Consider the following 22769-nt stretch of genomic DNA (forward strand, 5'->3'; position numbering starts at 1 on the left):
CGAAGCCAGGCAGATAGTGGCAAACAGCGGCCGATGCCAACAGCGATCGGTGCATGCGATGAGAGCCATTCAACTGAGCCGCTTCGGCGGGCCCGACGTTCTCGACATAGTCGCGGTGCCGAAGCCTGAGCCGCAAGCCGGCGAGGTCCTGGTCCGCGTTCATGCGGCCGGGGTGAATTTCTTCGAAGTGCTGATGCGCGCGGATCGCTATGCGGTGACGCCGCAACTGCCGATGATCCCTGGCGTCGAGGCCGCCGGGATCGTGGAGGCGCTTGGGCAGGGGGTGGACGCTTCCTTGCTCGGCACGCGCGTCGCCGCGCCGTTGTTCGCCTCGAGCCGCCCGTTTGGCGGCTATGCCGAGTATGTGACGATCGACGCAAGCCTGGCCGTGCCCTTGCCGGATTCGCTCTCGTTCGAAAACGCGACGGCATTGATGGTGCAAGGACTGACGGCATTGTATCTATCGCGGCAAAGCCCGCCGGCCGGCAGATCGGTGCTGGTCGCCGCTGCCGCGGGCGGCGTCGGTTCGTTGCTCGTCCAGCTTGCCAAGCGCGCCGGCGCAAGCCGTGTCATCGCGGCAGCCGGCAGCAAGGCCAAGCTCGACCTTGCTTTGTCGCTGGGAGCCGATGCTGCCGTCGACTACAGCAACACGGATTGGCCGGTGCACGTCCGGGCAGCGACAGGTGGCGCTGGCGTCGACATCATCTACGACATTGTCGGCGGCCCGCTGACGGCGGTTGCGCTGGAGGCTCTGGCACCTCGCGGAGAGCTGGTGTTTGCAGCACTTGGCAGATACGCGCTCGGCGCTCCGGAGATGGAGGCGATGATCGGCCGCAACCAGTCGCTGAAGGGTTTTGCCCTGCTGCCGTTGCTGTCTACGGACGGGCTCCGTGACGGCCTTTTGGAGCTTTTCGATCTGGCCGCTGGTGGTCAGCTTGTGGTGACCAAAGGTGGCCGCTTCCCGCTCGACCAGGCTAGCCACGCACATCGCCTGCTGGAGGAGCGCGGCGCGACCGGCAAAGTTGTCTTGATACCTTAGTAGGTGCTCGGCAAAGAGCCGAGGATCCGGGCTTGTGCCGTTCCGGCCGTCAGCGAACCCGGTAGAACGGATTAGGCAGCAGGAACAGCTTCTCGGCATGCCCACCGAACAGGTCGGATGGCTGATCACCGACATTGGCAATTATCGTGTAGCCGGCCTTTTCGATTTCGGCCCTTATGGGTGCCTTGAAATCTGCGGCGGAGCCGTATTTGGCCCCAGGCTGGACCATGTAAAGGTGCTCGTAGCCGGCATAGCCGGCCGACTGCAGGTTCTGTTCGGTTGCCTGACGCTGGTCCTCCGGACGTCCGGTGATGAAGAACACCGCGACTTTCGCCGCTCGTGCCTGCCGGAAGACCTCCAGCACGGCGTCGATGGCCGGATCCTTCGCAAGCTGATCCCAGGCGGCCCAGCCACAGGGACCATCGATTGCGATGTCGCAGGCGCCGCCGATCGGGCGGCCGAAATTGTCACGTGTGATCACTTCCCAGTTGGCCAAAGCCGTCTCGTCGATATCGAGCACCAGTGCGGGGCGAGGCACCTCCATTGCGCGCTTGATGACCCAGTCGCCTGCCTGCTTCGCCACAGTGGCCAGGTCGCGGTCATAGTCGCCGGAATCATGATAATTGGCAGCCGCCAGCATCGCATCGCCGACATTGGCTGGCTGGGACGGGCTTGTGAGAAGGAGCGAGTCGGAACGCGCCGGCCCAGGAACATTTGTGCCGATCATCAGCACGATTGCACCGGCACGCGCAATTCTATTCCAGCCAATCGCCCGCATCACGAGACTTTGATGTTACGAGAAGTCGGCTGTCAAGCGAGGTCTTCCACAGGCCCTCGAAACTGCGATGCTGAATTGGACATTCCAGATGCCGAATGTCTCTATGGGTTGGTGCAACACGATTTCCGCCGTCGCGGTCTTTCCCTCCGACAGGTGACGCACCGCCGAAACCGCCAGCAGAAGTGCGTCACCCGAAATCATAGCCACCGCGGCCTTGGCCGTGTCCTACGCCGCCTGAACGATCTCGACCAGTTCAACGTCGAACACCAGATCCCGTCCGGCCAACGGATGATTGCCGTCGAGCTTGACGCTGGTGTCGTCCACGCCGACGACTGTTACCGGCATCGGGCGCCCTTCTGAGGTTCTGACCTGCAATCGAGTGCCGATATCGACGTTGATGTTGTCTGGCACGCGGGCGCGATCGACGGTCATGACCGCTTCGGGGCGGTGGGGGCCATAGGCGGCCTCGGCGGGAACAGTCACGGTGCTTTTCGCGCCCACCTCCATGCCCTCGACATGGGTTTCAAGACCAGGGATCACTTGTCCTTCACCCAGCGTGAATTGCAGCGGTTCGTTGCCGGAAGAATCGAATTGGGTGCCGTCTGCCAGGCGTCCATTGTAATTGATGCGCACAGTGTCGCCATTCTTGGCCTGTGTCATGATAGCCATCCTTTGAAAGTTTCGAGGGGCCGGCCAAAGCTCACGGTCCCGTCCTCGATCATCCACGCACTTAGGTGCGCGGCGCGAAACGCTAAAACTAGGGACCTGGCTGCCGATGTAAACCCCGATTGAGCGACGCCGGCATGACCCGCCGGCGTTCGTCGCCTTCGGCAGCAGTGCACCGGACTAGCGGTCATGCCGGCTCAACCCATTCAGGCGGCGTGCAAATGGCGGCTAGATCAGGTTATGGCCGCCATCGATGCGGATCGTCTCGCCGGTGGTGAAGTCGCTTTCCATGAGGTAGAGGTAGGCGGCGGCGACGTCCGCAGCGGTCGGAATTTTTCTCGATGGCAACCGGGCAGCCATGTCGGCAAAGAAGCTGGATTTGGCTTCTCCAACAATGTCCCACATCGGTGTGTCGACCCATCCGGGCGACACGACATTGACGCGCGTCGGGGCCAGTTCGAGCGCCAGGGCGCGGGCGAAGTAGCTGAATGAACCGGCAATCGCGGAGACGACCGAGCCTCCCGGCACCGGCGGCCGATCCTTATTTATTCCCGAGGTGAAGGTCATCGAGCCGCCGGCTTTCAGGGTGCGCACAGCGTGCTTGGAGAGCAAGACGGCGCCAATCAGCTTGTTATCGACGAAGCCTCGCACAGCCTCCATGTCGGTACTGCCGATGGGATCGCCGGGCGGCAGTGTTCCGGCGGTCGATACGAGGTGATCGAAGGGACCGACCTCGTCGAACAGGCGAGCGACGTCCGCTTCGTCGGTCATGTCGGCGACCACGCTTGTCACGCGGCCCGCATTGAGCGTCCGTTCGGCAGCCAGCAGTTTCTCGGGCGAGCGTCCGACGATCACGACCTTCGCTCCGCCGTTGAGAGCAGCTTCCGCGACGCCGAGACCGATGCCGGAACTACCGCCGACGACGATGACTTTCCTGTCCACGAGCGATGTCATGAGGGTTCTCCGTTCGTTGCGATTGCGGTGGGAGAGTCAGGTCTTGCCGGCATAGGCGGCTTCGAGGTCGGCGATGATGATCTTGCGCATCCCATACATCGCCTGCCGGACGCGGTTGGCCTTTTCGCGGTCCGGATCGGCACTGAGCCGCGGCAGGATTTCTGGGATGACCTGCCAGTAGACGCCGTATCTGTCGGTGAGCCAGCCGCAGGGTTGTGCCCTGCCGCCGCCGGCGGTGAGCGCCTCATAGTAGTAGTCGGTCTCGGCCTGGTCCTTGGTCTCGATGTAGAGCGAGAGCCGCTCGTTGAAGGGCGGCTGCGGCCCGGCATTGAGGGCAGTAAGGTGCAATCCTTCGAGCTCGAAATCGAAGGTGGCATGCGGGACCGTCTTGTTGGTTCCGGACACCCAGTCGGTGTATTCGATGGTCTGGAGCGCTTTGCTGTTCTTGAAGACCGAGAGATAGAAATCGCGGGCTTGCTCCGCGTCGGTGTTGAACCAGAGGAATGGGTGGATGGTGGCCATGTCCGTTCTCCATTAATTCCTTGCGACAGCGATCTTTGGCGAAGAGCCTGTCCGCTGTTGCTTTCGTTCAGGCTAGCGGTAGTCCGACGGCCGATAGACCGAACCGTCCCAGTCGCGGGCAAACCCGAGGTCTTCGAGCCGGCGGGTCGAGAAGCGTGCAATCTGCCGCCCGGTCCGGCGCCGGCTGCTCGAGGCGAGGATGCGGCCGGCCATGCCGCTCAGGACGTCGACGATGGGTTCAACTCGTTTGGCGTTCATGGTGCTCTCCCAGAGTGGCGGCAGTTTTGGTTTCAGCAGTTGCCCCGCGACTTTCGTCAGCGAGAGTATCAGTCACATCAAACTCGCCTTTTCCAGCGGCGGTGAATGACTGATCACGCGAGAAAACATGGCGGCTTCTGGCCTGGACGACAAACGACTTATCGGCGACAATGTGTGAGCATCACTCACACGTACAGGTATCGATCCATGCCCCGGAAGCTGCCTCCCCTCACCACCTTGCCAAGTTTCGAGGCCGCGGCGCGCCTGTTGAGTTTCTCCAAGGCGGCAGAGGAACTTCATGTCACCCACGGTGCGATCAGCCGGGCGATCAAGAATCTTGAGGATCAGCTCGGTGTGCAGCTGTTCGAGCGCGGTACGCGTTCGGTGAGTCTGACAGCCGTTGGCGAGCCCTATGCGCGGGCGGTGCGCGAGGCGCTCGCCCAGTTGGCCACCGCCACCGCTGCAGCAACAGCCCGCTATTCGAGCTCGACATTGAACGTCAGTACCTCCGATGGCTTCGCGGGCAGATGGCTGGTGCCGCGCCTCTACCGCTTTCACCGTGCGCATGGCGACGTCGATGTGCGGGTTTCGACGAGCGGGAAGCTGACCAACTTCCTCGGCGACGGCATCGATGTCGCCGTCCGTTATGGCAACGGAAACTATCCGGGGCTCACGTCAGAGTTCCTCACCGGCGAGGAGGTGTTTCCAGTGTGCAGCCCAAAGCTTCTTGAGGGTGCACATCCGCTCCGCACGCCTCAGGACCTCAAACACCACACGCTGATCCGTGACAGCTTTCCGATCGACTGGGCGACCTGGCTAGCAAGCGCCGGGGTCGAGGGCGTGGACCCGCAGAGCGGGATTACCTTTGACTCTGCCACCTTTGCCATGGAGTCGGCCGCACAAGGCGAGGGGGTGGTGCTCGGCCGGACCATGCTCGTTGCGGCCGACCTTGCCGCCGGGCGACTCGTCCGCCCCTTCGGCCACGCCCTGAAATCCCCCTCCAGCTTCTATTTCGTCTACCCGCCGGAGGCGATCCGTCAGCGCAAAGTCAAGGCTTTTCGGGATTGGCTGCTCTCAGAAGTCGCGCCGCAAATGGACTGACGGGAAAGCCGAGAGAACAGGATCGTCTACATCGCGCAGTCACCATCGGCTCGCCCGAAACGCGGTGACGATCCAGGCACGCGAGTCGAAAAGCACACCGTCCGCGGTCAAATGCGCGTCAAGCAGATCGCGCAACCGCCGCAGCGCCGCGTCGACATCCGCATCTGCGCGGGCGAGCGGATCCTTGACCAGTTGCAGGCCAAGCAAAGCGTCATAGGCCGCATCGACGTCCTGGCCGTAGAAGACCGGCTCATGCACTTCGGCATAGTCGACCGAAACAAAACCGGATGCACGCAAGATCTCCGCGGTGATGGCGGGGTCGCCAAGCGAAAACGGGGTGGCGGCGCCCCCCGATATGGCGGTCCCCGGCGCAATTGCCCGCTGAATGGCAGTTGCCCACTCGTTACGGTCCTGGCATTGCCATACCATCCACACAAGACGTGCCCCTGGTCGCAACGCCCGGCCGATGTTGGCGAACGCCGCCGCCGGGTCGGCAAAGAACATCACTCCAAATCGACTAATGCACAGATCGAAGCCGGCAGGCGGAAATACCAGCAATTGCGCATCGCCGCGATCAAAGGCGACGTTTCGCAATCCCTCTTTCGCGCTACACTTCCGGGCGATATCGAGCATCTGCGCCGATACGTCCACGCCGAGCACGCTGCCTTCCACCGCGACACGGGCAGCATCACGAGAGGATAGTCCCGAACCGCATCCGATATCGAGCACGCGATCGCGCGTTCCCACCTTGACCGCAGCCCTGAAGACCTCGTTGTGCCGTCGCAGTTCGGCGTCGTAAAACGCAGCGCAGTTCAGCACCATCGCACGCCTGCCTGGAGATGATGGGCCGGCAGCATTTCCGGCCGCTCTGCCCTGATCTTTTCGCGTCGGGCCACCCCCGAACTGTCAGCCGCGCCGCGCCGCCTCGATCGCTGCAACGTCGATTTTCTTCATCTCCATCATCGCCTCGAATGCGCGCTTTGCTTCATCGCCGCCGGCGGCCATCGCTTCGGTCAGCACGCGCGGCGTGATTTGCCAGGAGATGCCCCATTTGTCCTTGCACCAGCCGCAGGCACTTTCCTGGCCGCCATTGCCGACGATGGCGTTCCAATAGCGGTCGGTCTCCTGCTGATCGTCGGTGGCGATCTGGAAGGAGAAGGCTTCGTTGTGTTTAAACGCGGGCCCGCCATTGAGGCCGAGACAGGGGATGCCGGCGACCGTGAACTCGACCGTCAGCACGTCGCCTGCCTTGCCGGACGGGTAGTCGCCGGGAGCGCGGTGGACGGATTTCACCGAACTGTCGGGAAAAATCTCGGAATAGAAGCGGGCCGCAGCCTCGGCGTCCTTGTCGTACCAAAGGCAGATCGTGTTCTTGGCGATTGTCATTGCTGGTCCCTTTGCTTTCGAAATCAATCTGGGCTTTTGAAATCAACCCGGGTTTTTCACAGCTGGCCTCGGCGTTGCACCGGACATGGAAATGCGCTCGTGCCATCGACGTTCCGACAGCAGCAGCTGCCCGGAATCAAGGTACCACGGCTGGTGCTTTCAGGACCAGATGCGGGCAGTGACTCGAACCGGCGATGGTCCGCCTGGTCCGACCGGCGGCCTCACTCTTTGCGTAGGGCAGCGCCGCTTTGCTCAAGGTCGCGCTGGCTTTCCGTTGGCGCGCCGTTGCCTCAGAAGGCGCATGAGCAAGTTCCGTCTGTCCTTGCGCGGGACGAGTTCGATATCGCTGACAAGTTTTGCGCCGCCCTTGTGCCGCTCCAATGTGATCTTGCGGCTGTGGAAGGCCTCCAGCTCGGCGCGGTGCGCTACGCTTATGATGGTGACCTTCGGCAATTCGCGAATAATCATCTCCATCATCTTGTCCTGGCTCTTCTCATCGAGTGCCGACGTTGCCTCGTCCAGCACGATGATATCGGGGCGGTGCAGCAGAAGACGCGCGAAGGCGAGGCGCTGCTTTTCGCCACCCGACAAGGTCTGGTCCCATGGCGCGTCCTCCTCGATCCGGTCGTTGAGGTAGTCGAGTCCCACCTTGTCGAGGGCAGCCTTGATCTTATCCAGCGTCCAGTTGTCGGCGGCGCCTGGATAGGCGACTGCGCGGCGAAGCGTCCCGGTCGGGATGTAGGGCCGTTGCGGCAACATGAACAACCGCCTGTCGGCGCGGATGTTGACGCTGCCGCTACCCCATGGCCACAGACCCGCGACGGCCCGCACCAGCGTACTCTTGCCCGAGCCGGATTCGCCGGCGACGAGCACCCGCTCGCCTGGTTCGATCACGACCTCGGTTTCCTTGACCACGGCGGTGCCGTCGTCGAGCGACACGGAGAGATTGTTCAGGCTGAGCATCGCATCGCCGCTGGTCTCGCCGCGCTTTATGCGTCCCAGCGTGTTGCTCTGTTCCGCCCGCTCGAGCCCGTCGAGCGACATCATCAGCGAGGCGATGCGCCGTGCACAGGCGTTCCAATCGGCGAGACGGGGATAGTTGTCGACCAGCCATCCGAACGCGCCCTGCACGATGGCAAAGGCCGAGGCAGCCTGCATGACCTGTCCAAGTGTCATGCTGCCTTCGAGGAACTTTGGAGCGCAAAGCAAGACCGGCACGACAGGCGCAAACAGGCTCGACCCCTGAGACACCAGCGCCGTGCGCATGTGCTGGCCTGCAAGGAGCGCCCATTGCCTGAGCACATGGGCAAATGTCTTGTCCATGCCGCTGCGCTCCTCCTCCTCGCCGCCGAGCAATGCGATGCTCTCGCCGTTTTCCCGCACGCGCGTCAGCGTGTAGCGGAACTCGGCTTCCGCCTGATTTTTTTCCTCGGAGAGGTGGACGAAATGGCGGCCAATGACCGCCATCGAAGTGGACGTGATCGCGGAATAGAGCACTGCGGTGATGACCAGGAAGCCGGGAATGGTGACGGTCGAACCTGCAATCGTCAGGGTCAGGGCGCCGCCGATCGTCCAGAGCACCACGATGAAGGTCGAGGCCGACAGAAATGCGACGATGACACCGGCGATGAAATCGACGGGCGATTCGGTGGCAATCCGCAAATCCTCGGCGATGCGGGCTTCGGGGTTGCTATGATCGCCGCCGACGAGGTTCAGCTGATAGTAGCGGCCGCTTGCGAGCCAGCGCGCGATGACCGCGGTGGTGAGCCAGGACCGCCAGCGGCGCTGTATCCTCATGCGAAAGAAGACTTGTGCCACCACAAGGCTGGCGCTTCCGAGCACGAGTGGCAGGAATACGGCGCTCAGCCAATATACGGTATGGGCATTGCGTTGCTCAATGGCGTCGAAAATTGCGCGATTCCAGACATTGATCCCATACTGGAAGCCGACATTGGTGACGATCAGAACCAACAGCCCGATCGTCAACGGCCAGGCGACCCTGTCGCCACTGCCGCCCCAGTAACCGCGCGCGCTGATCCAGAAGCGCTTCAGCAGATATCTCTTGCGCGCCTGCTCGGCCTCTTCAGGTGTCAACTCCGGATCGGGTTCGATGAAATCCGGCGGCGGCGCGGGCTCGCCGACGACCTCGGACGCGACTTCGACGGTCGATTGCTTCTCGCGGCGCGACTTCTCGGCATCGCGCGTTCGGGCGCCGTCAACCGATTTCGGCTTGAATTTAGCCTCGGGCATCCGGCGATAACGGCTTAAAAATCAGAAGGTTTCATAGCGTCCGCTCGAGATCCCAGATGCCAACAACGCCAAGGCTTCTCAGCTGTTCCGGTGCTCGCAGCAGCCTATGGTCGTTCTCGATGACAGGCTTTGATCGTTGCGGGCAGACCGCCGAGCGTCGGCTGCGGGGCAGTCTGCAACAAAGCATCACCTGCTGCGGTCTCGAGAATTCGCTTCAGGCTCTCAAGATTTGTCCGCATGCTGCATTCGAAGAGGCTGGACGCAAGCGGCGCGAGAAGTGCCATCGGCCCGAGTCAACAGGATCGAGGAGGAGAGATCATCTCGATTGCGATTGCGAGCATCTGCTGCCCAGCCGGACCGCGCCAGCCCCGAGTTCCGGAACAAGGGTGCGATTTTGCCGTTGAGCCAGAAACTGGAAGCGACCCGCATGTCCGAATTGCCGAATGAAGAGATCGAAGGGCGGCTGAACGCCCAGCGCGAGACTCTGGCGCTGGTCGTTGCACTGCTTGCCAGCAAGGATACGGCACCCGAGCGAATATGGGCCGAACTGGAGGCCCGTTTTCAGTTTCAGAACAGTCAGGAGGACCCTGGCGTCCTGCCAAGCCGCGCATTCGCCATCGAAGCTGCGAAGATGCGGGAGTTCAAGCTGATCGCCGAAGAGGCGCAGGCGCGCAATGCGGAATGGAACGGCAGGGACAAGCCACAGGGCGCCAGCTGAAACCCCGGAGAGGGATGCAGGACCGGCTATTTTACGATGACTGAGCAAGCGTCAGCTTTGCTGCAAAAATGTACGTGCCAACTCTTGCCATTCCTCGTCAAGCGTTAAGGTCGACGGCGCCGCGTTGCTGCGGCGATACCAATATTCCGCATTCGACTGGTCGCCTTCCTTGCGGTGGAGATAGGCATGCACGTGCATGCCCGCCGTATCGTCGCGCTGCTGCGCGCACTCGTGCGCCTTAGCCCAATCGCCCTTTGCATCCCACCACAGCGCCTGCAGGGCAGGGCTCAAGCCGGCTGGCGGCTGTGGTTTCGCAATCGATTCCCTGAAGGCTTGCAGATCCATTTTTCCACCATAGTGACGTACAGGGCGCGGATAATACCCGCACCGGCAGCCGACCGATAGCGTGCATCGACGGGATGGCGGGTCAGGAACGATCGTTGCGGTGAACGTCGGCTATAGGGCAGCGAAATGGGTTGATGAAAGGCGGCTTCGGGTCAAAAGCGCCAATTGCCGACCTTTCCGGCGCTTCTCCAGAGCCACCGTTCGCGCTACGGCTTGAATCGACCCGAAATGGACATTTGGCTTCCCCCAAACCACTGCGTTACTAAGCCGACTTTCCGAATATTCTACGGACAATCTCGTCTTCATTCGCATCAAAGCAGCGGCCGTGACTGAGAATCACCCGCCGCGGTTGCCACGACCGGAGTTTGCTTATTACTGCCTGTGTCTTCCGTCGATGCAGGAGAATTGGCAGCCGCATGCCAAAGAAGGTCCGCCCGTGCGGGTAAGCCATCCGAGTCAGTTTGGTCACCGTGCGCCAAGGCTCATCGATCATGTCCAATTCGAGATTGATGATCGTGTCTGTAAGGATCAGCGTCTTTGAAGCTTGGTGGAAGAATATGAACTCTTTGAAATAGCCACCCGGAAACAGTATCTGGTCCATATCCCGCCGCCACTCCTCCGGCGGATCGGCTTTCAAATCTCGTGCAAACGTCACATCCGCGTGCCGTGCGCGTGCTCTTTGGCGGACTCCGGGCGATGCCCATGTTGTTGCCTCAGGGAAAGCCTTCGACCACTCACCGATATGAGCGTAGTGAAACTGGTTGGGTGACACGAGGTGGCGAATTCTGCCCAAGTTCCGTAACTCTTCGGCCACCGTCGAAGCAAACTTGATGGGCGAATGAAGGAACAGATCGCCGTTCGATAGGCGCACCACCGTCATCCGAGTGGTGAATGGCAGCGGAAGTTTTATTCGTGCTACCGTCAGATACTCAAACGGACCGTCAACGACACCAACATCGGGTCCCTGAGGTTTGTAGACGTTCACCGGCTCGTAAAGGAACGCACTCATAGCCCACTCCACTTCATCAGCTCGGCGCAAGGCGAAGTTTATCTGACGTGATGGATAGGTGATGCAATGCGTCTGGCCTGAAGGTCCGCTCCCCTATACCGTAGTGTCGAGGCCGACTAAACTGGGTACAGGCCGATCGTGGAATTTGTCGGCTTGCGCCATTTCGAGACTTTCAGGACAACAAGCGGCAGGGTCGAATTTCGGACGCATCGCGACCCTCCAGCCGAGGCTCGGAATGCGTCGTCACCGTTGGTCTATCGATTATCAACGTCATTCGCGCGTGATCTCAGATTGGATGCCGCGTGAACTCCACAATCTCCCGCCCGAGAGTGTCCTCTACGGTATTGAAATGTGCCACCAGGGAAATGTGGTTGTGCCCAGCGAGACGCATGAAGCGTGGTACGCGGCGGCGTGCAACAGCAATGCGGTACGCGAGTTCCAGCCCGTAAACATCGAGCAATGGATACTCAAACTCGGCGATCGCAATCATCACCGGCAACGCGCTGACCGCTGCATGCGTAACGGGCGAGCGGGTCTCGTACACCGATGGATCGTCCCCGAAATATGCGCGTACGCTCTCTGCGAACGGATTCTCCGGCGACACGTCGATGCGCAGGCGCGGGGAAAGAAGCACGATGCCCGTAAGGCCGCGCCCGAGGTAGCCAGCCGCGGGATCGTAGGCATATGTACCGACATGGGTGCTGCCGGCCGAGTGGCCAATGGCGAAGATCGAGCCGGGGTCTCCGCCATGCAGCCTCACATTGGCGCAGGCCCACACGATTGCCAGACCCAGGTCATCGGCGCCGCCCGGCCATGGCGATTCGGGAGCCAGGCGATATTCGATGTTGATGGCGATGAAGCCTTGTCTCGCGAACCAGTACAGCACGTTGTCGTTGACTTCGCTGCTGAGGCGCTTGTCGCCACGTACGAAGACACCGCCGTGAACGAACACCACGACGGGTGCATCGGCGATGCCGGCGGGCACGAACAAATCGAGGACCTGCCGCGCATGCGGGCCGTATGCGATGTCACGTGTCACCGTGACGCCAGCCTTGGGGGCAGCGTTTAGTAGTGGTCCATACGCACGCAACACCACGTCACGATGTGCCTGAATGTCCCGCGCCCATGTCGGGCCGATCTCCATCATCAGCTGGCGTGAAGGTTCATCGAGAGCAGCGTGGCTGTCGGTCATGTTGCGATCCCGGATACCCCCTTAAACCAGGTATCACAAACGGTCGAGTGGGGTCGGGTGGCCAGCCGGCCCAAACGACCGGAACGGGTCAAGGGCCGCACCCGAACAGTCAGCACCCCGCGTCCATTCCTTACCGCACGACCTCGCGGTGGCGGCCGGGCAGGCGGGTGGCGATGAGCTTGTCGATGCGGCGGCCGTCGAGGTCGACGACCTCGAAGCGCCAGCCTTGCGCGTCGACACATTCGCCGGTCGCCGGCAGATGGTGCAAATGCGACAGCACATAGCCGGCGACGGTTTCGTAATCGCGGCTCTCAGGCAGGTCGATGCCGAGGACCTCTGCCATCTCGTCGGCCTGCATATAGCCGGCGAGCAGCCATGAGCCGTCCTCGCGCTTGACCGCGTTTTCCTCGTCGCCGGCGTCGAGGTCGGAACGGAATACGCCGGTGATCGCTTCCAGTATGTCGGCCGGGGTGACGATGCCTTCGAAATGGCCGTATTCGTCATGCACCAGCGCCATCGGCACGTCGGATTCCTTCAGCGTCGCAAGCACGTCCAGCGCGTCGGCCTGGTCATGCACGATTGGCGCGGCCCGCACGTGCCGGCGCGGGTCGAGAGCGCGGCCGCCGAGCATTGCGGCCAGCGCGTCGCGGGTCTGGACGACGCCGATCATGGCGTCGACGCCGCCGTCGCCGGCCGGCAGGCGCGAATGCTGGGTGTCCATCAGCAGCTTCCTGATGGCCGCCTCGTCGGATTGCAGATTGATCCAGTCGACTTCGGTGCGCGGCGTCATCACCGCGCGCACGGCACGGTCGCCGAGCCGCATGACGCCGGCGATCATCCGCCGTTCGTCGGATTCGATGGTGCCGTGGTGCTCGGCTTCGGCGACCAGCATCTTGATCTCCTCGTCGGTGACCTTATCCTCGCTCTGACCGCGCTGGCCAAGCAGCCACAGGAGGGCGCGGCCGGAGAAATCGAGCAGGAAGACCAGCGGCGCCGAGACGCTGGCGAGGATGGTCATTGCCGGGGCGACCCTGACGGCGACCCGTTCGGGGTCGCGCAATGCGATCTGCTTGGGCACCAGTTCGCCGATGATCAGCGAGCCATAGGTGATGAGGGCGACGACGATGCCGACGCCGAGCGGATCGGCGAGGCTTTCGCGGATGCCGGCCGATGCCAGGGAGGTGGCCAGCCGCTCGCCGAGCGTGGCGCCGGAAAAGGCCCCGGACAAGACGCCGACCAAAGTGATGCCGATCTGCACCGAAGACAGGAATTTTCCCGGATTGGCGCCGAGCGCCAGGGCCCGGCCGGCACCCTTGACGTTGCGGTCGATCATCGTCTTGAGGCGCGCCGGCCGCGACGAGACGATGGCGAGCTCGGACATCGACAGAAGGCCGTTCACGCAGATGAGGACGACCACGATGGCAATTTCAGCATAAAGCATGCCGGGTCCATAGCATTGCCGCGCGGTTTTCGAAAATAGGACGGTCGCGCTTTTTAAATTTAGCGAGCTGGGCAATCAGGCGGCACCCATGCCGCATCCCAGGGCGGCGCGGCAAAATGCTCGATCAGGGCGTCGACGACGACGCGCACCTTTGGCGCGAGATTGCGTGTTACCGGCCAGATGGCATGCACCACGGTGTTTTCGACAAGACAGTCCGACAGAACCATTTCGAGCTCGCCGCGCCTGATGCTGTGGGCCGTCAGCCATGTCGGCAGGTAGACGATGCCGCAGCCGGCCAGTACCGCATCGAGCATCGGTTCGCCGTGGCCGAGCACCAGCCGCGCCTTGGGCGCGAATTTTTCGAGACGGCCGTCGACATGCCTGACGGTCCAGGGATGGACCGTGCCGTCGCGGCCGTAGCCGATGAGGCTGTGCCTGGCCAGGTCCTCGATCGATAGCGGCCTGCCATGGACGTCGAGATAGGCGGGGGCGGCGCAGATGGCCGAACGTTGGGCATAGATGCGGCGCGCGGCGATCGACAAGCTGTCGTCGAGGTCGCCCATGCGCACCGCCAGGTCGATGCCTTCCTCGATCAGGTCGACGCGCCGGTCGTTGAACGAGATTTCCATCGTCAGGTCCGGGAATTTTTTGGAAATGTCGAACAGCAGCGGGGCGACGCACCGCCGGCCGAAGGCCAAAGGCAGGTCGACGCGCAGCCGCCCGGAAGGCACCTGCTTGCGCGATGCCAACAGCGACCGGGCGGCTTCGATCTCGGCCAGTGCCCTGACGCAGGCTTCGTAATAGCTCAGGCCCTCGCTGGTCGGGCTGAGGCTGCGGGTGGTGCGGTTGAGCAGGCGGACGCCCAATCGCTGTTCCAGCTGCGCGATCGACTTGCCGACCGCCGATTTGGTGACATGCAGCCGTGCGCCGGCGCCGGTGAAGCTGCCGGCCTCCACGGTATGAACGAATGCGACGATGCCTTGCAGATTGGCCGATTCCAATGAAGCGCTCCTATTGTAGAGTTTTGCTCCTTAATCTGTTGCAGAACATGCCACATAGAAGCATTTTTCTCCATAGTGAAACGGCGTAAATGTCTCGCGCAATCATTAACCACGGAGCGCGAACCAAATGAGCACCGAAAACAGATCCTGGCAGATGAACGGTTTCGGCCTGTCCAGCCTCAAGCCGGCTGAGGGAAAGATACCCCAACCCGGGCCGCATGATCTTCTGGTACGCGTCACAGCGGTATCGCTGAATTACAAGGACAGGATGATCGTCGATGGCGTACTGATACCGGACCTCGCCTTTCCGTTCGTGCCGACATCGGACGCGGTGGGCGAGGTGGTGGCCATCGGCGGCAAAGTCAGCCGCTTCGGCATCGGGCAGCGCGTGCTCGGCCAGGTGATCGCCGACTGGCCGGATGGCGACGCCCCGCCGGTGCTGCACAAGCACACGTTGGGATCGTCGCTGCCCGGCACGCTGTCCGAGCATGTGCTTTTTCACGAGGATGCCGCCGTGGCCGCGCCGCCATCGCTCAGCGATGTCGAGGCGTCGACGCTGCCGATCGCTGCGCTGACGGCGTGGTTCGCGCTGGTCGAGGCGGCCAAGCCGATCCCGGGGGAAACCGTTCTCATCCAGGGCACCGGCGGCGTGTCGCTGTTTGCGCTGCAGTTCGCCGCCGCCTTCGGCCTGCGCGCCATCGTCACCTCGAGCAGCGACGAGAAGCTCGAACGGGCGAAGGCGCTCGGCGCCTGGCAAGGGATAAACTATCGCAGCCGGCCGGCGTGGGACGAGGCCGCGCGCGACCTGACAAACGGCGCCGGCGTCAGGCATGTGCTGGAAATGGTCGGCGGCGACAATGCGCGGCGCTCGCTCAATGCGCTGGGCGCCGACGGCAGGCTGTCGCTCATCGGCCTTCTCGGCAGCATGGAGCTCGGTTTCCCGATCATTCCGTTCCTGCGCAACCGGATCGTCGTACAAGGCATATCGATCGGCCACCGTCGGGCTTTCGAGCGAATGAACCAGGCGATCGAGACGCTCGCGATCAAGCCGGTGATCGACAAGGTGTTTGGCTTCGACGAGGTGCCGCAGGCATTTGAGCGTCTGGAGACAGGACCGTTCGGCAAGATCGTGATCACCGTGCCCTGAGCCCGTCGGGACGAAATGGCTGTCAGACGGGAAGGCCGATTGCGCGCCTACGGCAGTTGCAGCAGGACCCCGATGATGGCCTTGCCGTCGGTGAAATAGGGATCGCCTTCGCCGTTGCGCCCGGTCTTTGTGGCGCCGATGCCTGGTATCTCGCTGGTCGAGATCAGCATGCCGGCCGCAGCAAGGTCGTGCATCACGCCATCGCGCTCGGCGTCGATGTCGGGGCCGATGTGATGAGTGATCGCGCCGGTGTCATGGCTGAGGCCGACGCCGCGGTCGAAGCTTGCCGAGCCAAGCCAAAGCGGCCGGCCGTCGTCTCCGGTCGCATCGGTCTGCCAGAAGCGGACGTGGTGGCGCCGGTCGGCGCTGTCGCCGACCGGCTTTTCGAAGGCTAGGTCCTGGGCGCGGCCTTCGAACAAAAGCCGGCTGACCGGCGCGTCGGGATAGGGGCGGTTAAACAGCACGCTTTCGCCGATCTCGATCGCCGTCTTCAGCGAGACCGCGTCTGCCGTATCCCAGCCGGCGACGGCAAAAGCATGGACAAGCTCCTTCTTGGTGCCGACAAGGCCGACATTGATCGGATCGCCCGGGATGCCTTGCGGCGTGTGCGTCACCATCTCGAATTGCTGATTGCGAAAATTGCGGTCCCGTAACGTCCAGAACTCAGGCGCGGCGAAATAGGCGAGCGAAAGATAGGCGGCACAGCATGCCACCAGCCAGGTCGTTGCACGTCGTCGCAGGCTTCGTTGGCTCAAGAGGCACCACCCAAGCGTCTGAGCACCATCTTAATCGGCGCCGCGTGTCTTGGGCAGGGCCGCAATCAGCGGCAGGCGCGATAGCCGTTCTTGCGGTTCTTGATGTCGAAATGGAAATGGTTGCGGTGGTCGTAATTGTAGCCGGGGCCGAGCACGGTGGTGAAATACTGGCAGCCGTCGGCGCTTAGCCAATCGTCCAGTCTTCGGCGTCAAACAATTGCATCAGATTGCAGAAGCGGATTCCCATCGCGTTGCAAACACCGGGGATCTTCCTGAGGCTGTCGAGACCGGTTTCCTCGGTGATGAGCGTGTATCCATGCACCTCCGCCGTCGCGATGACGAAGCTGTCGGCGGCAAACTTCTGTTTGCCGGCCGCGACCAGCCCTGTGTAGGTGTTGAGGACATATTGGACCCGCTGTTGCAGCGTCTGATCAGGGGCGATGAACATGGCCTCACGCTCTTTCAGCCACTCGTGCAAGTCGGGTGAGCGTTTTTCGCACTCGTTCAACACCAGGAGCGACGACACCAAGCGGCCCTCGCCAATCAGGGCGTCGAGCTGATTCCACAGTTTCGGGAAGCGTTTCGGCTTATAGCGTTCGTACCAGGCGGCAATCAGCGCCGATGTGTCGATGCAATAGACCGTTGCCACCGACGCTATCCGTTCATCCCGAAGGCAGCGCGCTCGATATCGGGAACGGCATTGACCTGCATGTTGAGGTGGTTGGCCACGTCCCTGAGGGTTAGCTGGCGATCGTAGTAGCCTCGGAACACCAGACGCGTGTAACTCCGGCCTAGCTGGCTCAGCACGGTCAGATGACGCGGCGGTCCGCCGGTGGAGGAGGTGCGTTGGTCAAGCGCGTCATATTCCTTCTGGAACGCCGCACGGCGGCTTTCGTAAAAGGCGTTAGTTGTCCGGCCGAGCGTTAGCAGCCGGCGCAGGATAACCTCGCGGCTGGCGCCGAAACGGGCCGCCAGGGCAGCCAGTTCGTCGTTCTCCCAGTTCATGTCCTGGCCCTTGGCGCGGACCAGAGGCTCGCCCAACAACCAATCGCGGGGCACAAGGGAGGCGCCGGCGACCGCATTGCAGAATTGCTCGACTATGGCCTTGGCCGGCTCGGGGGCTACAAAGTCGAGGCCGCTGATGCCGCTGGCGCGGACCACCAGATGGCAGAACTCGTGCAAAAGCGTGAACGTGCGGCCGTTGGTTCGGTCCTTGGAGTTGATAAGGATGATGGGCAACCTGGCATCGGCTATCGCGACGCCGCGCATTTCGGTCAGGGCGAGCCGGGGCACCATAAATACCAGCACGTCCTTGGCCTCGATGGCCGCGCGCCAGTTGTCAAATGCTTTGGCGCGCCAGCCCTGCTGGTCGACCTGGCGCACGCCGAGATAATCGCGGACGGCCTTGGCTAGATTCTCCACGTCGTCCTTGACCGTCGCCCTCAAGGTGAACTCCTGAATGGGCTCGCCGACATCGGCGCGCAGCTCAAGCGCGAGTTCACGGCGCTCCTGAGCTTGACGAATGGCCCATTCCAGGCCGGATTTGAACGCATCCTCCGGTGTCTCGCGGAGACGGCGGAAGTCCTGAATCGGCTGGAAGCCTTTTGGCGGCTGATTAAGGTAGAAAATCGCCGGTGCGCGCTTGTAGAAATTCGCAGCCTTCAGGAATTGCGGGAAAGTCAGCTGCTTTTCGCCGGATTCACAGACAAGCAGTTTGTCGACGGACATGCCAAGGCCGTCAGCCGCCACCTCTGGGGTGAGGCCGGCCTGTTCCCGAGCCCATTTGAGAATGGCCGGATTGATATAGGCGAGCGCGCTTTTGGTCATGGCCGTTTCATTTTATCACAGCTGTCAATATGCCTTACGCCATCCTTTTATGAGGTTAATGGCGCAACAGCCGGGCGCCAGCGCAGGTTCTGCGAATCCGCGACGACTTAGTGAACTTAATCGGCGCCGCTTGTCTTGGGCAGGGGCCGCAATCAGCGGCAGGCGCGATAGCCGTTCTTGCGGTTCTTGATGTCAAAATGGAAATGGTTGCGGTGATCGTAATTGTAGCCGGGGCCGAGCACGGTGGTGAAATACTGGCAGCCGTCGGCGCGCACATTGTTGAGGAAGCCCCGGGTGCGGAAGGCGAACAGGCCGGGCTTGCGGACGTCGATGTCGTCGCCATTGTTGAGCTCGATGCTCATCACGTCGAGCGCATTGCCCTTGCCGTGTTCCGACAAAACACCTTCGCCGGCAATCCTGCGGCAGGAATAGCTCGAGCCCTGGTGGATGGTCTTGACGCCTGAAAAATAGCGCCAGCGGGCCGACGGCACGAGTTCGTTCCTGGTCCAGCCGGCAAAGGTGGCGGCCATGTCGCAGGTCAGCGTCGCGGCCGGCTTCATCTCGACACTGCCGATGGCCGAGACCTTGACCGGATAGTCGATGCCGCACTGGCCTTCATGGATCGGCGCAACGTCGGTGTAGACGACGCCGAGGCGTTTCAATTCCTTGCGGCAATCGATCTCGGTGGCCGGCATCTGTTCGGCCGGCGACATCGGATTGTCCAGGCGCGGATAGGCGGCGGTCATATAGGGGTTGGACGGGACGAGGCGCTGCATGCCGGAATATTCCGGGCCGGAACTTTGTGCGTCGGAATTGGGCGCGCCGGAATTGGGCGGGACGGCAGCGGTCTGGCTGCCGACATCGACGGCCGGCTGCAGCGACAGCACGCTGCCGGTATTGCAGGCGGAGACCGCCGCAATGGCAAGCAGGGCGGCAAGCCTGCCGGCTATGCGCGCGCGCCTTGTTTGCCGCGCGGCGGCAAGCGCAGCGCGAAATATTCCGGCCATCGGCAGGTATCCTGTCCCCAGATGGCACAGAGTTTAATCGCCAAGGGTAAAGGAAAAATCAGCGGCGCCGTTCACGCCTGCGGCCAAATTGCGGCGCCCGACCTCGGCGGGCTCGATGTCACTGGCAAAACGTACCACCGTTACGGCGCGGTTCGAGGTCGAAGTGGAGATGCTGCGAATGATCGGCGTCGCTGCCGGGGCCAAGCACGGTCTTGAACGGTCCGCAGGCTGCCTTGCGCACTGCGTTCAGGAATTTCGCGTCCTTTTCCGGCGGCGCCGGGCCGACATCGATCTCCTTCCCGTCCGAAAGCTTGAAGCTGGCGATATCGAGCGCGTTGCCGAAGGCGTGCTCCGACAATTCGCCGCCGCCATTGCGCGACCGGCAGACAAAGGCGGAGGCCTGGCCGATCGATTTAATATCCGCGCCAAACTCCGCCTTGGCCGCGGGCTGGATGACTGAAGCAGCAAAGCGTGCGGCCGCTTCCGCCATCTGGCAATTCAGCTCGGGCTCCGGGCCGATGGCTATGGATTTGCCGAGCGTCTTCAGCGCGATCGGGTAGGGGATCGAGCAACCGACTGCCGTATCATGCTCTGGCTTGCGCTCCTCGAAATCGACGCCCATCGACTTCAGCCGCCTGCGGCAGGCCAATTCTTCGGCAGGCATTTCTTTCTCGGCATTGGCGGCCGATCGAGGATCAGGAAGGATTTTTTTCTCCTCCTTTTTGTCCGCCTCGGCCGGCTTTTCCGATGGGTTCGGTGCGCTTGCCGGTGGCTCTGCCTCCGCTGGCTTTTCAGGAGGTAGTGGTGCGATCGCCGGCGGCTCCGGCTGCTTGGCGCTTGGCTGGCCGTTTTGGGGCTGCTCAGCCTCCGGGGCATCCGCCGGACGCGGTTCTGGAACGGGAATCTCAGCGGGCGACGGCGGAGTAGCTTGCTGGTTGAGCTGCGGAACCGGTGCGGTTTGCGGCAATTGAGGGGCCTTGGCCGATACGGATCCGGCCAGCAGCGACGCCGCCGCAACGGCGAGCATCAATCTGCCCAATCTGAAAAAGCCAAACGCCGCCATTACGTCGCAACGGCCAGAATGCAGGGAAGTTGCCTTGAGCGAGGGGGGCGGCCGATCACAATCGGTAACCGCGCCGTCACGCGCCGATTGCTTCCAAGCCTTCCTCGAGCCAGTCCGCCAGCAGCGGCATGCCGAGCAGATATTTTGCCGTGCGCTTGTTGGCGTGCTCGCGGGCGGCGGACAGCGCGTCTGTCCATTCCGTCGCGTCATAGTCGCCGCGGCCGACCCAGGCCAACGCAATCAGTTCGGCCGCTTCGTCGACATTGAGATCGTCGATCAGCTCGCGCAATTCTTCTTCGGTGAGATCTTCGGAGCTTTCCTCGGCAAGGCCGTCATGATGGTGGTTGTCGTGCGCGTTGCCGTCGAGCTCTATCTCGTGCTCGGCGCCGTCGGCATAGTCTTCGTTGACGGCGGCGCTGAGCGCCTTCGCCTTGAGGATGAACAGGCGCACGGTGTCGGGACCGATCGAAAGCTCCCAGTCTCGTTCAACGCGTTGCTGCACCGGCCGTCTCCCTGCTTCGTGCTCGGTCGGCCCGATGATAGCGGATTTGCAGCGCTCGTCACGTTATCTTGCGCGTCGGCGTTGATCGTGAAGCATGATTTCCGATGCCTTCTCTTAGTGGGATAAGAGAGCCTTCCTGGGATAGATCGCGGTTTTGAGATAGGATGGCATTTTCCGGGACGAAACGGCGTTGGCCCGGCGTTAGTGTTGCATTGTCAGGTTCAAAGGAGAATTCGATGCGCAGACGATTGCTGATTTACGCCATGGCCATCGCCGCCCTGCCGCTGATTGCGGCTCCGGCGTTTTCGGCTGGTGAAGGCGGGGGAGGTGGCGGTGGCGGTGGCGGTGGCGGCGGCAATGGCGGCGGCCAGTCCCAGTGCAAGAAGGGGGAGGCGTGGGACAAGAAACAGAAGAAATGCGTCTCCCCGAAGCAAGGCATGCTGGACGACGACAGCATCTACGATGCCGGTCGCGCGCTGGCGATGGATGGACGCTACGACGAGGCGATCGCCGTGCTCAGCCTCGCCGCCAACAAGCAGGACCCGCGCATCCTCAATTATCTTGGCTATTCGCACCGCCATTCCGGCCGCGTCACCGTCGGCCTCGGCTATTACGAGGAAGCGCTGCGCATCGACCCGAATTACACGCTGGTGCGCGAATATCTCGGCGAAGCGCACCTGCAGATCGGCGATCTTGCCGGCGCCCAGGAACAGCTCCGCGAGATCGAGAAGCGCACGGGCAAGGGGTCTCGCGAATACGGCATGCTGTCGGAGCAGATCGATCATTTCATGAGGAGCTGATCCTCCGGAACGCTCCTCATAACCGGCTGTGAGCGATCGCAGCCGGTTTTTTGCTGTGCTGCACATGTTGGCCACAACCGAGATTTGGCATCACGGTACACGATACGATCTTGGAAACCCCCGCTTGACGTGGGGTCAGCCGCGCAATCGGTGGATGATTTTTCAAAAACCGACTTTTTGGACGTGAAAAACCCGCGAAGATTGCTATATCTTGCGAAATTGTGGTGAGACGGTTCCGTTAGCCCGAGGCTGCCGGACCGTTTTCTTTTTGTACCATCGACAAGGTCGCTCCCGATTGCGGGGGCGGCGGCAGGAAAGGTCAGGCATTATGAACAAGGTCCCGATGACAGGCGAGGGGTTCGCGTCATTGAAGGAAGAACTGCGCTGGCGCCAGCAACAGGAGCGGCCGCGTATCATCGAGGCGATTTCCGAAGCGCGCTCGCATGGCGACCTATCCGAAAATGCCGAATATCACGCGGCAAAAGAGGCACAGAGCCTCAATGAGGGCCGGGTCAACGAACTCGAGGACCTGATCGCGCGGGCCGAGGTGATCGACGTCACCAAACTCAGCGGCGACAAGGTCAAGTTCGGCGCCACCGTGGTGCTGGTCGACGAGGATACCGAGGAGAAAAAGACCTACCAGATCGTCGGCGACCAGGAAGCCGACGTGAAGTCCGGCCGCATCTCGATCTCCTCGCCGATCGCGCGCGCCCTGATCGGCAAGGAAGTCGGCGACGCCATCGAGGTCAACGCACCTGGTGGCGCCAGGGGCTACGAGATCGTCCAGGTGCAGTTCATCTAGGGGATTGGCGCTGCTCTGCCTTCTCCCCTTGTGGGAGAAGGTGGCCTCGCGAAGCGAGGTCGGATGAGGGGTGTTCCAGCTTGGCTCCCTCCGCACTCCGTCCAACACCCCTTGTGTCTCTCGAATCATGCAGGATTGGGCTGGCGGGCGACCCGGGTCATGACCGGATCACCCGCTGCGACGGAAGCCCGTACACCCCTTGGTCT

At 62.2% G+C, this 22769-nt stretch carries 25 protein-coding genes and 1 pseudogene; 6 read left to right on the forward strand and 20 right to left on the reverse strand.

Annotated features, from left to right (window positions below; genetic code table 11):
• Positions 1-58: 58 nt before the first annotated feature.
• Positions 59-1039: a quinone oxidoreductase family protein gene (locus NKI18_RS23025; protein ID WP_352615631.1), complete on the forward strand. Its 981-nt coding sequence runs from the start codon at positions 59-61 to the stop codon at positions 1037-1039.
• A 49-nt stretch (positions 1040-1088) separates the two neighbouring features.
• On the opposite strand, the gene NKI18_RS23030 is transcribed toward NKI18_RS23025, so the two are convergent.
• The 5 genes from NKI18_RS23030 to NKI18_RS23050 all read right to left on the reverse strand — a co-directional run bounded on the left by NKI18_RS23030 (position 1089) and on the right by NKI18_RS23050 (position 4217).
• Positions 1089-1766 (reverse strand): HAD family acid phosphatase, encoded by a 678-nt coding sequence (locus tag NKI18_RS23030; protein WP_353020627.1) that lies wholly within the window; start codon positions 1764-1766, stop codon positions 1089-1091.
• Between the two features lie 276 nt (positions 1767-2042).
• Positions 2043-2477 carry an FKBP-type peptidyl-prolyl cis-trans isomerase gene (locus tag NKI18_RS23035; protein WP_352456956.1) on the reverse strand — a complete coding sequence of 145 codons (435 nt, stop codon included), beginning with the start codon at positions 2475-2477 and terminating at the stop codon, positions 2043-2045.
• Positions 2478-2711: 234 nt separating this feature from the next.
• A complete protein-coding gene (locus NKI18_RS23040) occupies positions 2712-3437 on the reverse strand; it encodes an SDR family oxidoreductase (RefSeq protein WP_352567972.1) in 726 nt (241 codons plus the stop codon).
• A 36-nt stretch (positions 3438-3473) separates the two neighbouring features.
• Positions 3474-3959, reverse strand: coding sequence for a VOC family protein (locus NKI18_RS23045; RefSeq protein WP_352615634.1), 486 nt, complete (start codon positions 3957-3959; stop codon positions 3474-3476).
• Between the two features lie 72 nt (positions 3960-4031).
• Positions 4032-4217: a DUF1127 domain-containing protein gene (locus tag NKI18_RS23050; protein WP_352615637.1), complete on the reverse strand. Its 186-nt coding sequence runs from the start codon at positions 4215-4217 to the stop codon at positions 4032-4034.
• A 207-nt stretch (positions 4218-4424) separates the two neighbouring features.
• On the opposite strand from NKI18_RS23050, the gene gcvA reads away from it, so the two are divergent.
• Positions 4425-5318 (forward strand): transcriptional regulator GcvA, encoded by an 894-nt coding sequence (gcvA, locus tag NKI18_RS23055; RefSeq protein ID WP_352615639.1) that lies wholly within the window; start codon positions 4425-4427, stop codon positions 5316-5318.
• 39 nt (positions 5319-5357) lie between these two features.
• On the opposite strand, the gene NKI18_RS23060 is transcribed toward gcvA, so the two are convergent.
• The 3 genes from NKI18_RS23060 to NKI18_RS23070 all read right to left on the reverse strand — a co-directional run bounded on the left by NKI18_RS23060 (position 5358) and on the right by NKI18_RS23070 (position 8954).
• Positions 5358-6140, reverse strand: coding sequence for a class I SAM-dependent methyltransferase (locus tag NKI18_RS23060; RefSeq protein WP_352615641.1), 783 nt, complete (start codon positions 6138-6140; stop codon positions 5358-5360).
• Positions 6141-6224: 84 nt separating this feature from the next.
• Positions 6225-6698 (reverse strand): VOC family protein, encoded by a 474-nt coding sequence (locus NKI18_RS23065; protein WP_353020643.1) that lies wholly within the window; start codon positions 6696-6698, stop codon positions 6225-6227.
• Positions 6699-6956: 258 nt separating this feature from the next.
• On the reverse strand, positions 6957-8954 hold the full coding sequence (locus tag NKI18_RS23070) for an ABC transporter ATP-binding protein/permease (RefSeq protein ID WP_352615643.1): 1998 nt from the start codon (positions 8952-8954) through the stop codon (positions 6957-6959).
• Between the two features lie 427 nt (positions 8955-9381).
• On the opposite strand from NKI18_RS23070, the gene NKI18_RS23075 reads away from it, so the two are divergent.
• Positions 9382-9672 carry a hypothetical protein gene (locus tag NKI18_RS23075; protein ID WP_352450454.1) on the forward strand — a complete coding sequence of 97 codons (291 nt, stop codon included), beginning with the start codon at positions 9382-9384 and terminating at the stop codon, positions 9670-9672.
• Between the two features lie 51 nt (positions 9673-9723).
• On the opposite strand, the gene NKI18_RS23080 is transcribed toward NKI18_RS23075, so the two are convergent.
• The 5 genes from NKI18_RS23080 to NKI18_RS23100 form a co-directional block, all read right to left on the reverse strand.
• Positions 9724-10017: a hypothetical protein gene (locus NKI18_RS23080; RefSeq protein WP_352567969.1), complete on the reverse strand. Its 294-nt coding sequence runs from the start codon at positions 10015-10017 to the stop codon at positions 9724-9726.
• A 262-nt stretch (positions 10018-10279) separates the two neighbouring features.
• A complete protein-coding gene (locus NKI18_RS23085) occupies positions 10280-11026 on the reverse strand; it encodes a DUF4336 domain-containing protein (RefSeq protein ID WP_352615645.1) in 747 nt (248 codons plus the stop codon).
• A gap of 286 nt (positions 11027-11312) precedes the next feature.
• On the reverse strand, positions 11313-12218 hold the full coding sequence (locus NKI18_RS23090) for an alpha/beta hydrolase (protein WP_352615647.1): 906 nt from the start codon (positions 12216-12218) through the stop codon (positions 11313-11315).
• 130 nt (positions 12219-12348) lie between these two features.
• Positions 12349-13659: a hemolysin family protein gene (locus tag NKI18_RS23095; RefSeq protein WP_352615649.1), complete on the reverse strand. Its 1311-nt coding sequence runs from the start codon at positions 13657-13659 to the stop codon at positions 12349-12351.
• Between the two features lie 59 nt (positions 13660-13718).
• Positions 13719-14660, reverse strand: coding sequence for a LysR family transcriptional regulator (locus NKI18_RS23100; protein ID WP_352615651.1), 942 nt, complete (start codon positions 14658-14660; stop codon positions 13719-13721).
• 127 nt (positions 14661-14787) lie between these two features.
• On the opposite strand from NKI18_RS23100, the gene NKI18_RS23105 reads away from it, so the two are divergent.
• On the forward strand, positions 14788-15807 hold the full coding sequence (locus tag NKI18_RS23105) for a zinc-dependent alcohol dehydrogenase family protein (protein ID WP_352615653.1): 1020 nt from the start codon (positions 14788-14790) through the stop codon (positions 15805-15807).
• 47 nt (positions 15808-15854) lie between these two features.
• On the opposite strand, the gene NKI18_RS23110 is transcribed toward NKI18_RS23105, so the two are convergent.
• From NKI18_RS23110 to NKI18_RS23140, 7 genes and pseudogenes are all read right to left on the reverse strand, one after another.
• A complete protein-coding gene (locus NKI18_RS23110) occupies positions 15855-16562 on the reverse strand; it encodes an LssY C-terminal domain-containing protein (protein WP_352615655.1) in 708 nt (235 codons plus the stop codon).
• A gap of 65 nt (positions 16563-16627) precedes the next feature.
• Positions 16628-16744, reverse strand: a pseudogene (locus NKI18_RS23115) (extensin family protein); the annotation flags it as partial.
• Positions 16745-16746: 2 nt separating this feature from the next.
• A complete protein-coding gene (locus NKI18_RS23120; protein WP_352615658.1) occupies positions 16747-17211 on the reverse strand; it encodes a DUF4411 family protein in 465 nt (154 codons plus the stop codon).
• A gap of 5 nt (positions 17212-17216) precedes the next feature.
• Positions 17217-18389: an ImmA/IrrE family metallo-endopeptidase gene (locus NKI18_RS23125; RefSeq protein WP_353020636.1), complete on the reverse strand. Its 1173-nt coding sequence runs from the start codon at positions 18387-18389 to the stop codon at positions 17217-17219.
• 152 nt (positions 18390-18541) lie between these two features.
• Positions 18542-19396 (reverse strand): extensin-like domain-containing protein, encoded by an 855-nt coding sequence (locus NKI18_RS23130; protein WP_353020639.1) that lies wholly within the window; start codon positions 19394-19396, stop codon positions 18542-18544.
• A gap of 118 nt (positions 19397-19514) precedes the next feature.
• Entirely contained in the window at positions 19515-20459 is a 945-nt protein-coding gene (locus tag NKI18_RS23135; protein WP_352615665.1) for an extensin-like domain-containing protein, read from the reverse strand.
• 76 nt (positions 20460-20535) lie between these two features.
• Complete coding sequence (locus NKI18_RS23140) at positions 20536-20961, reverse strand: DUF3775 domain-containing protein (RefSeq protein ID WP_352615668.1); 426 nt, start codon at positions 20959-20961, stop codon at positions 20536-20538.
• A 236-nt stretch (positions 20962-21197) separates the two neighbouring features.
• Between NKI18_RS23140 and NKI18_RS23145 the strand changes: the two genes are divergently transcribed.
• A complete protein-coding gene (locus NKI18_RS23145) occupies positions 21198-21761 on the forward strand; it encodes a tetratricopeptide repeat protein (RefSeq protein ID WP_352615671.1) in 564 nt (187 codons plus the stop codon).
• Between the two features lie 328 nt (positions 21762-22089).
• Positions 22090-22563: a transcription elongation factor GreA gene (greA, locus tag NKI18_RS23150; protein WP_023719113.1), complete on the forward strand. Its 474-nt coding sequence runs from the start codon at positions 22090-22092 to the stop codon at positions 22561-22563.
• The last annotated feature ends 206 nt before the right edge of the window (positions 22564-22769 follow it).

The sequence above is a fragment of the Mesorhizobium sp. M0800 genome (assembly GCF_040320095.1).
GTDB lineage: Bacteria > Pseudomonadota > Alphaproteobacteria > Rhizobiales > Rhizobiaceae > Mesorhizobium.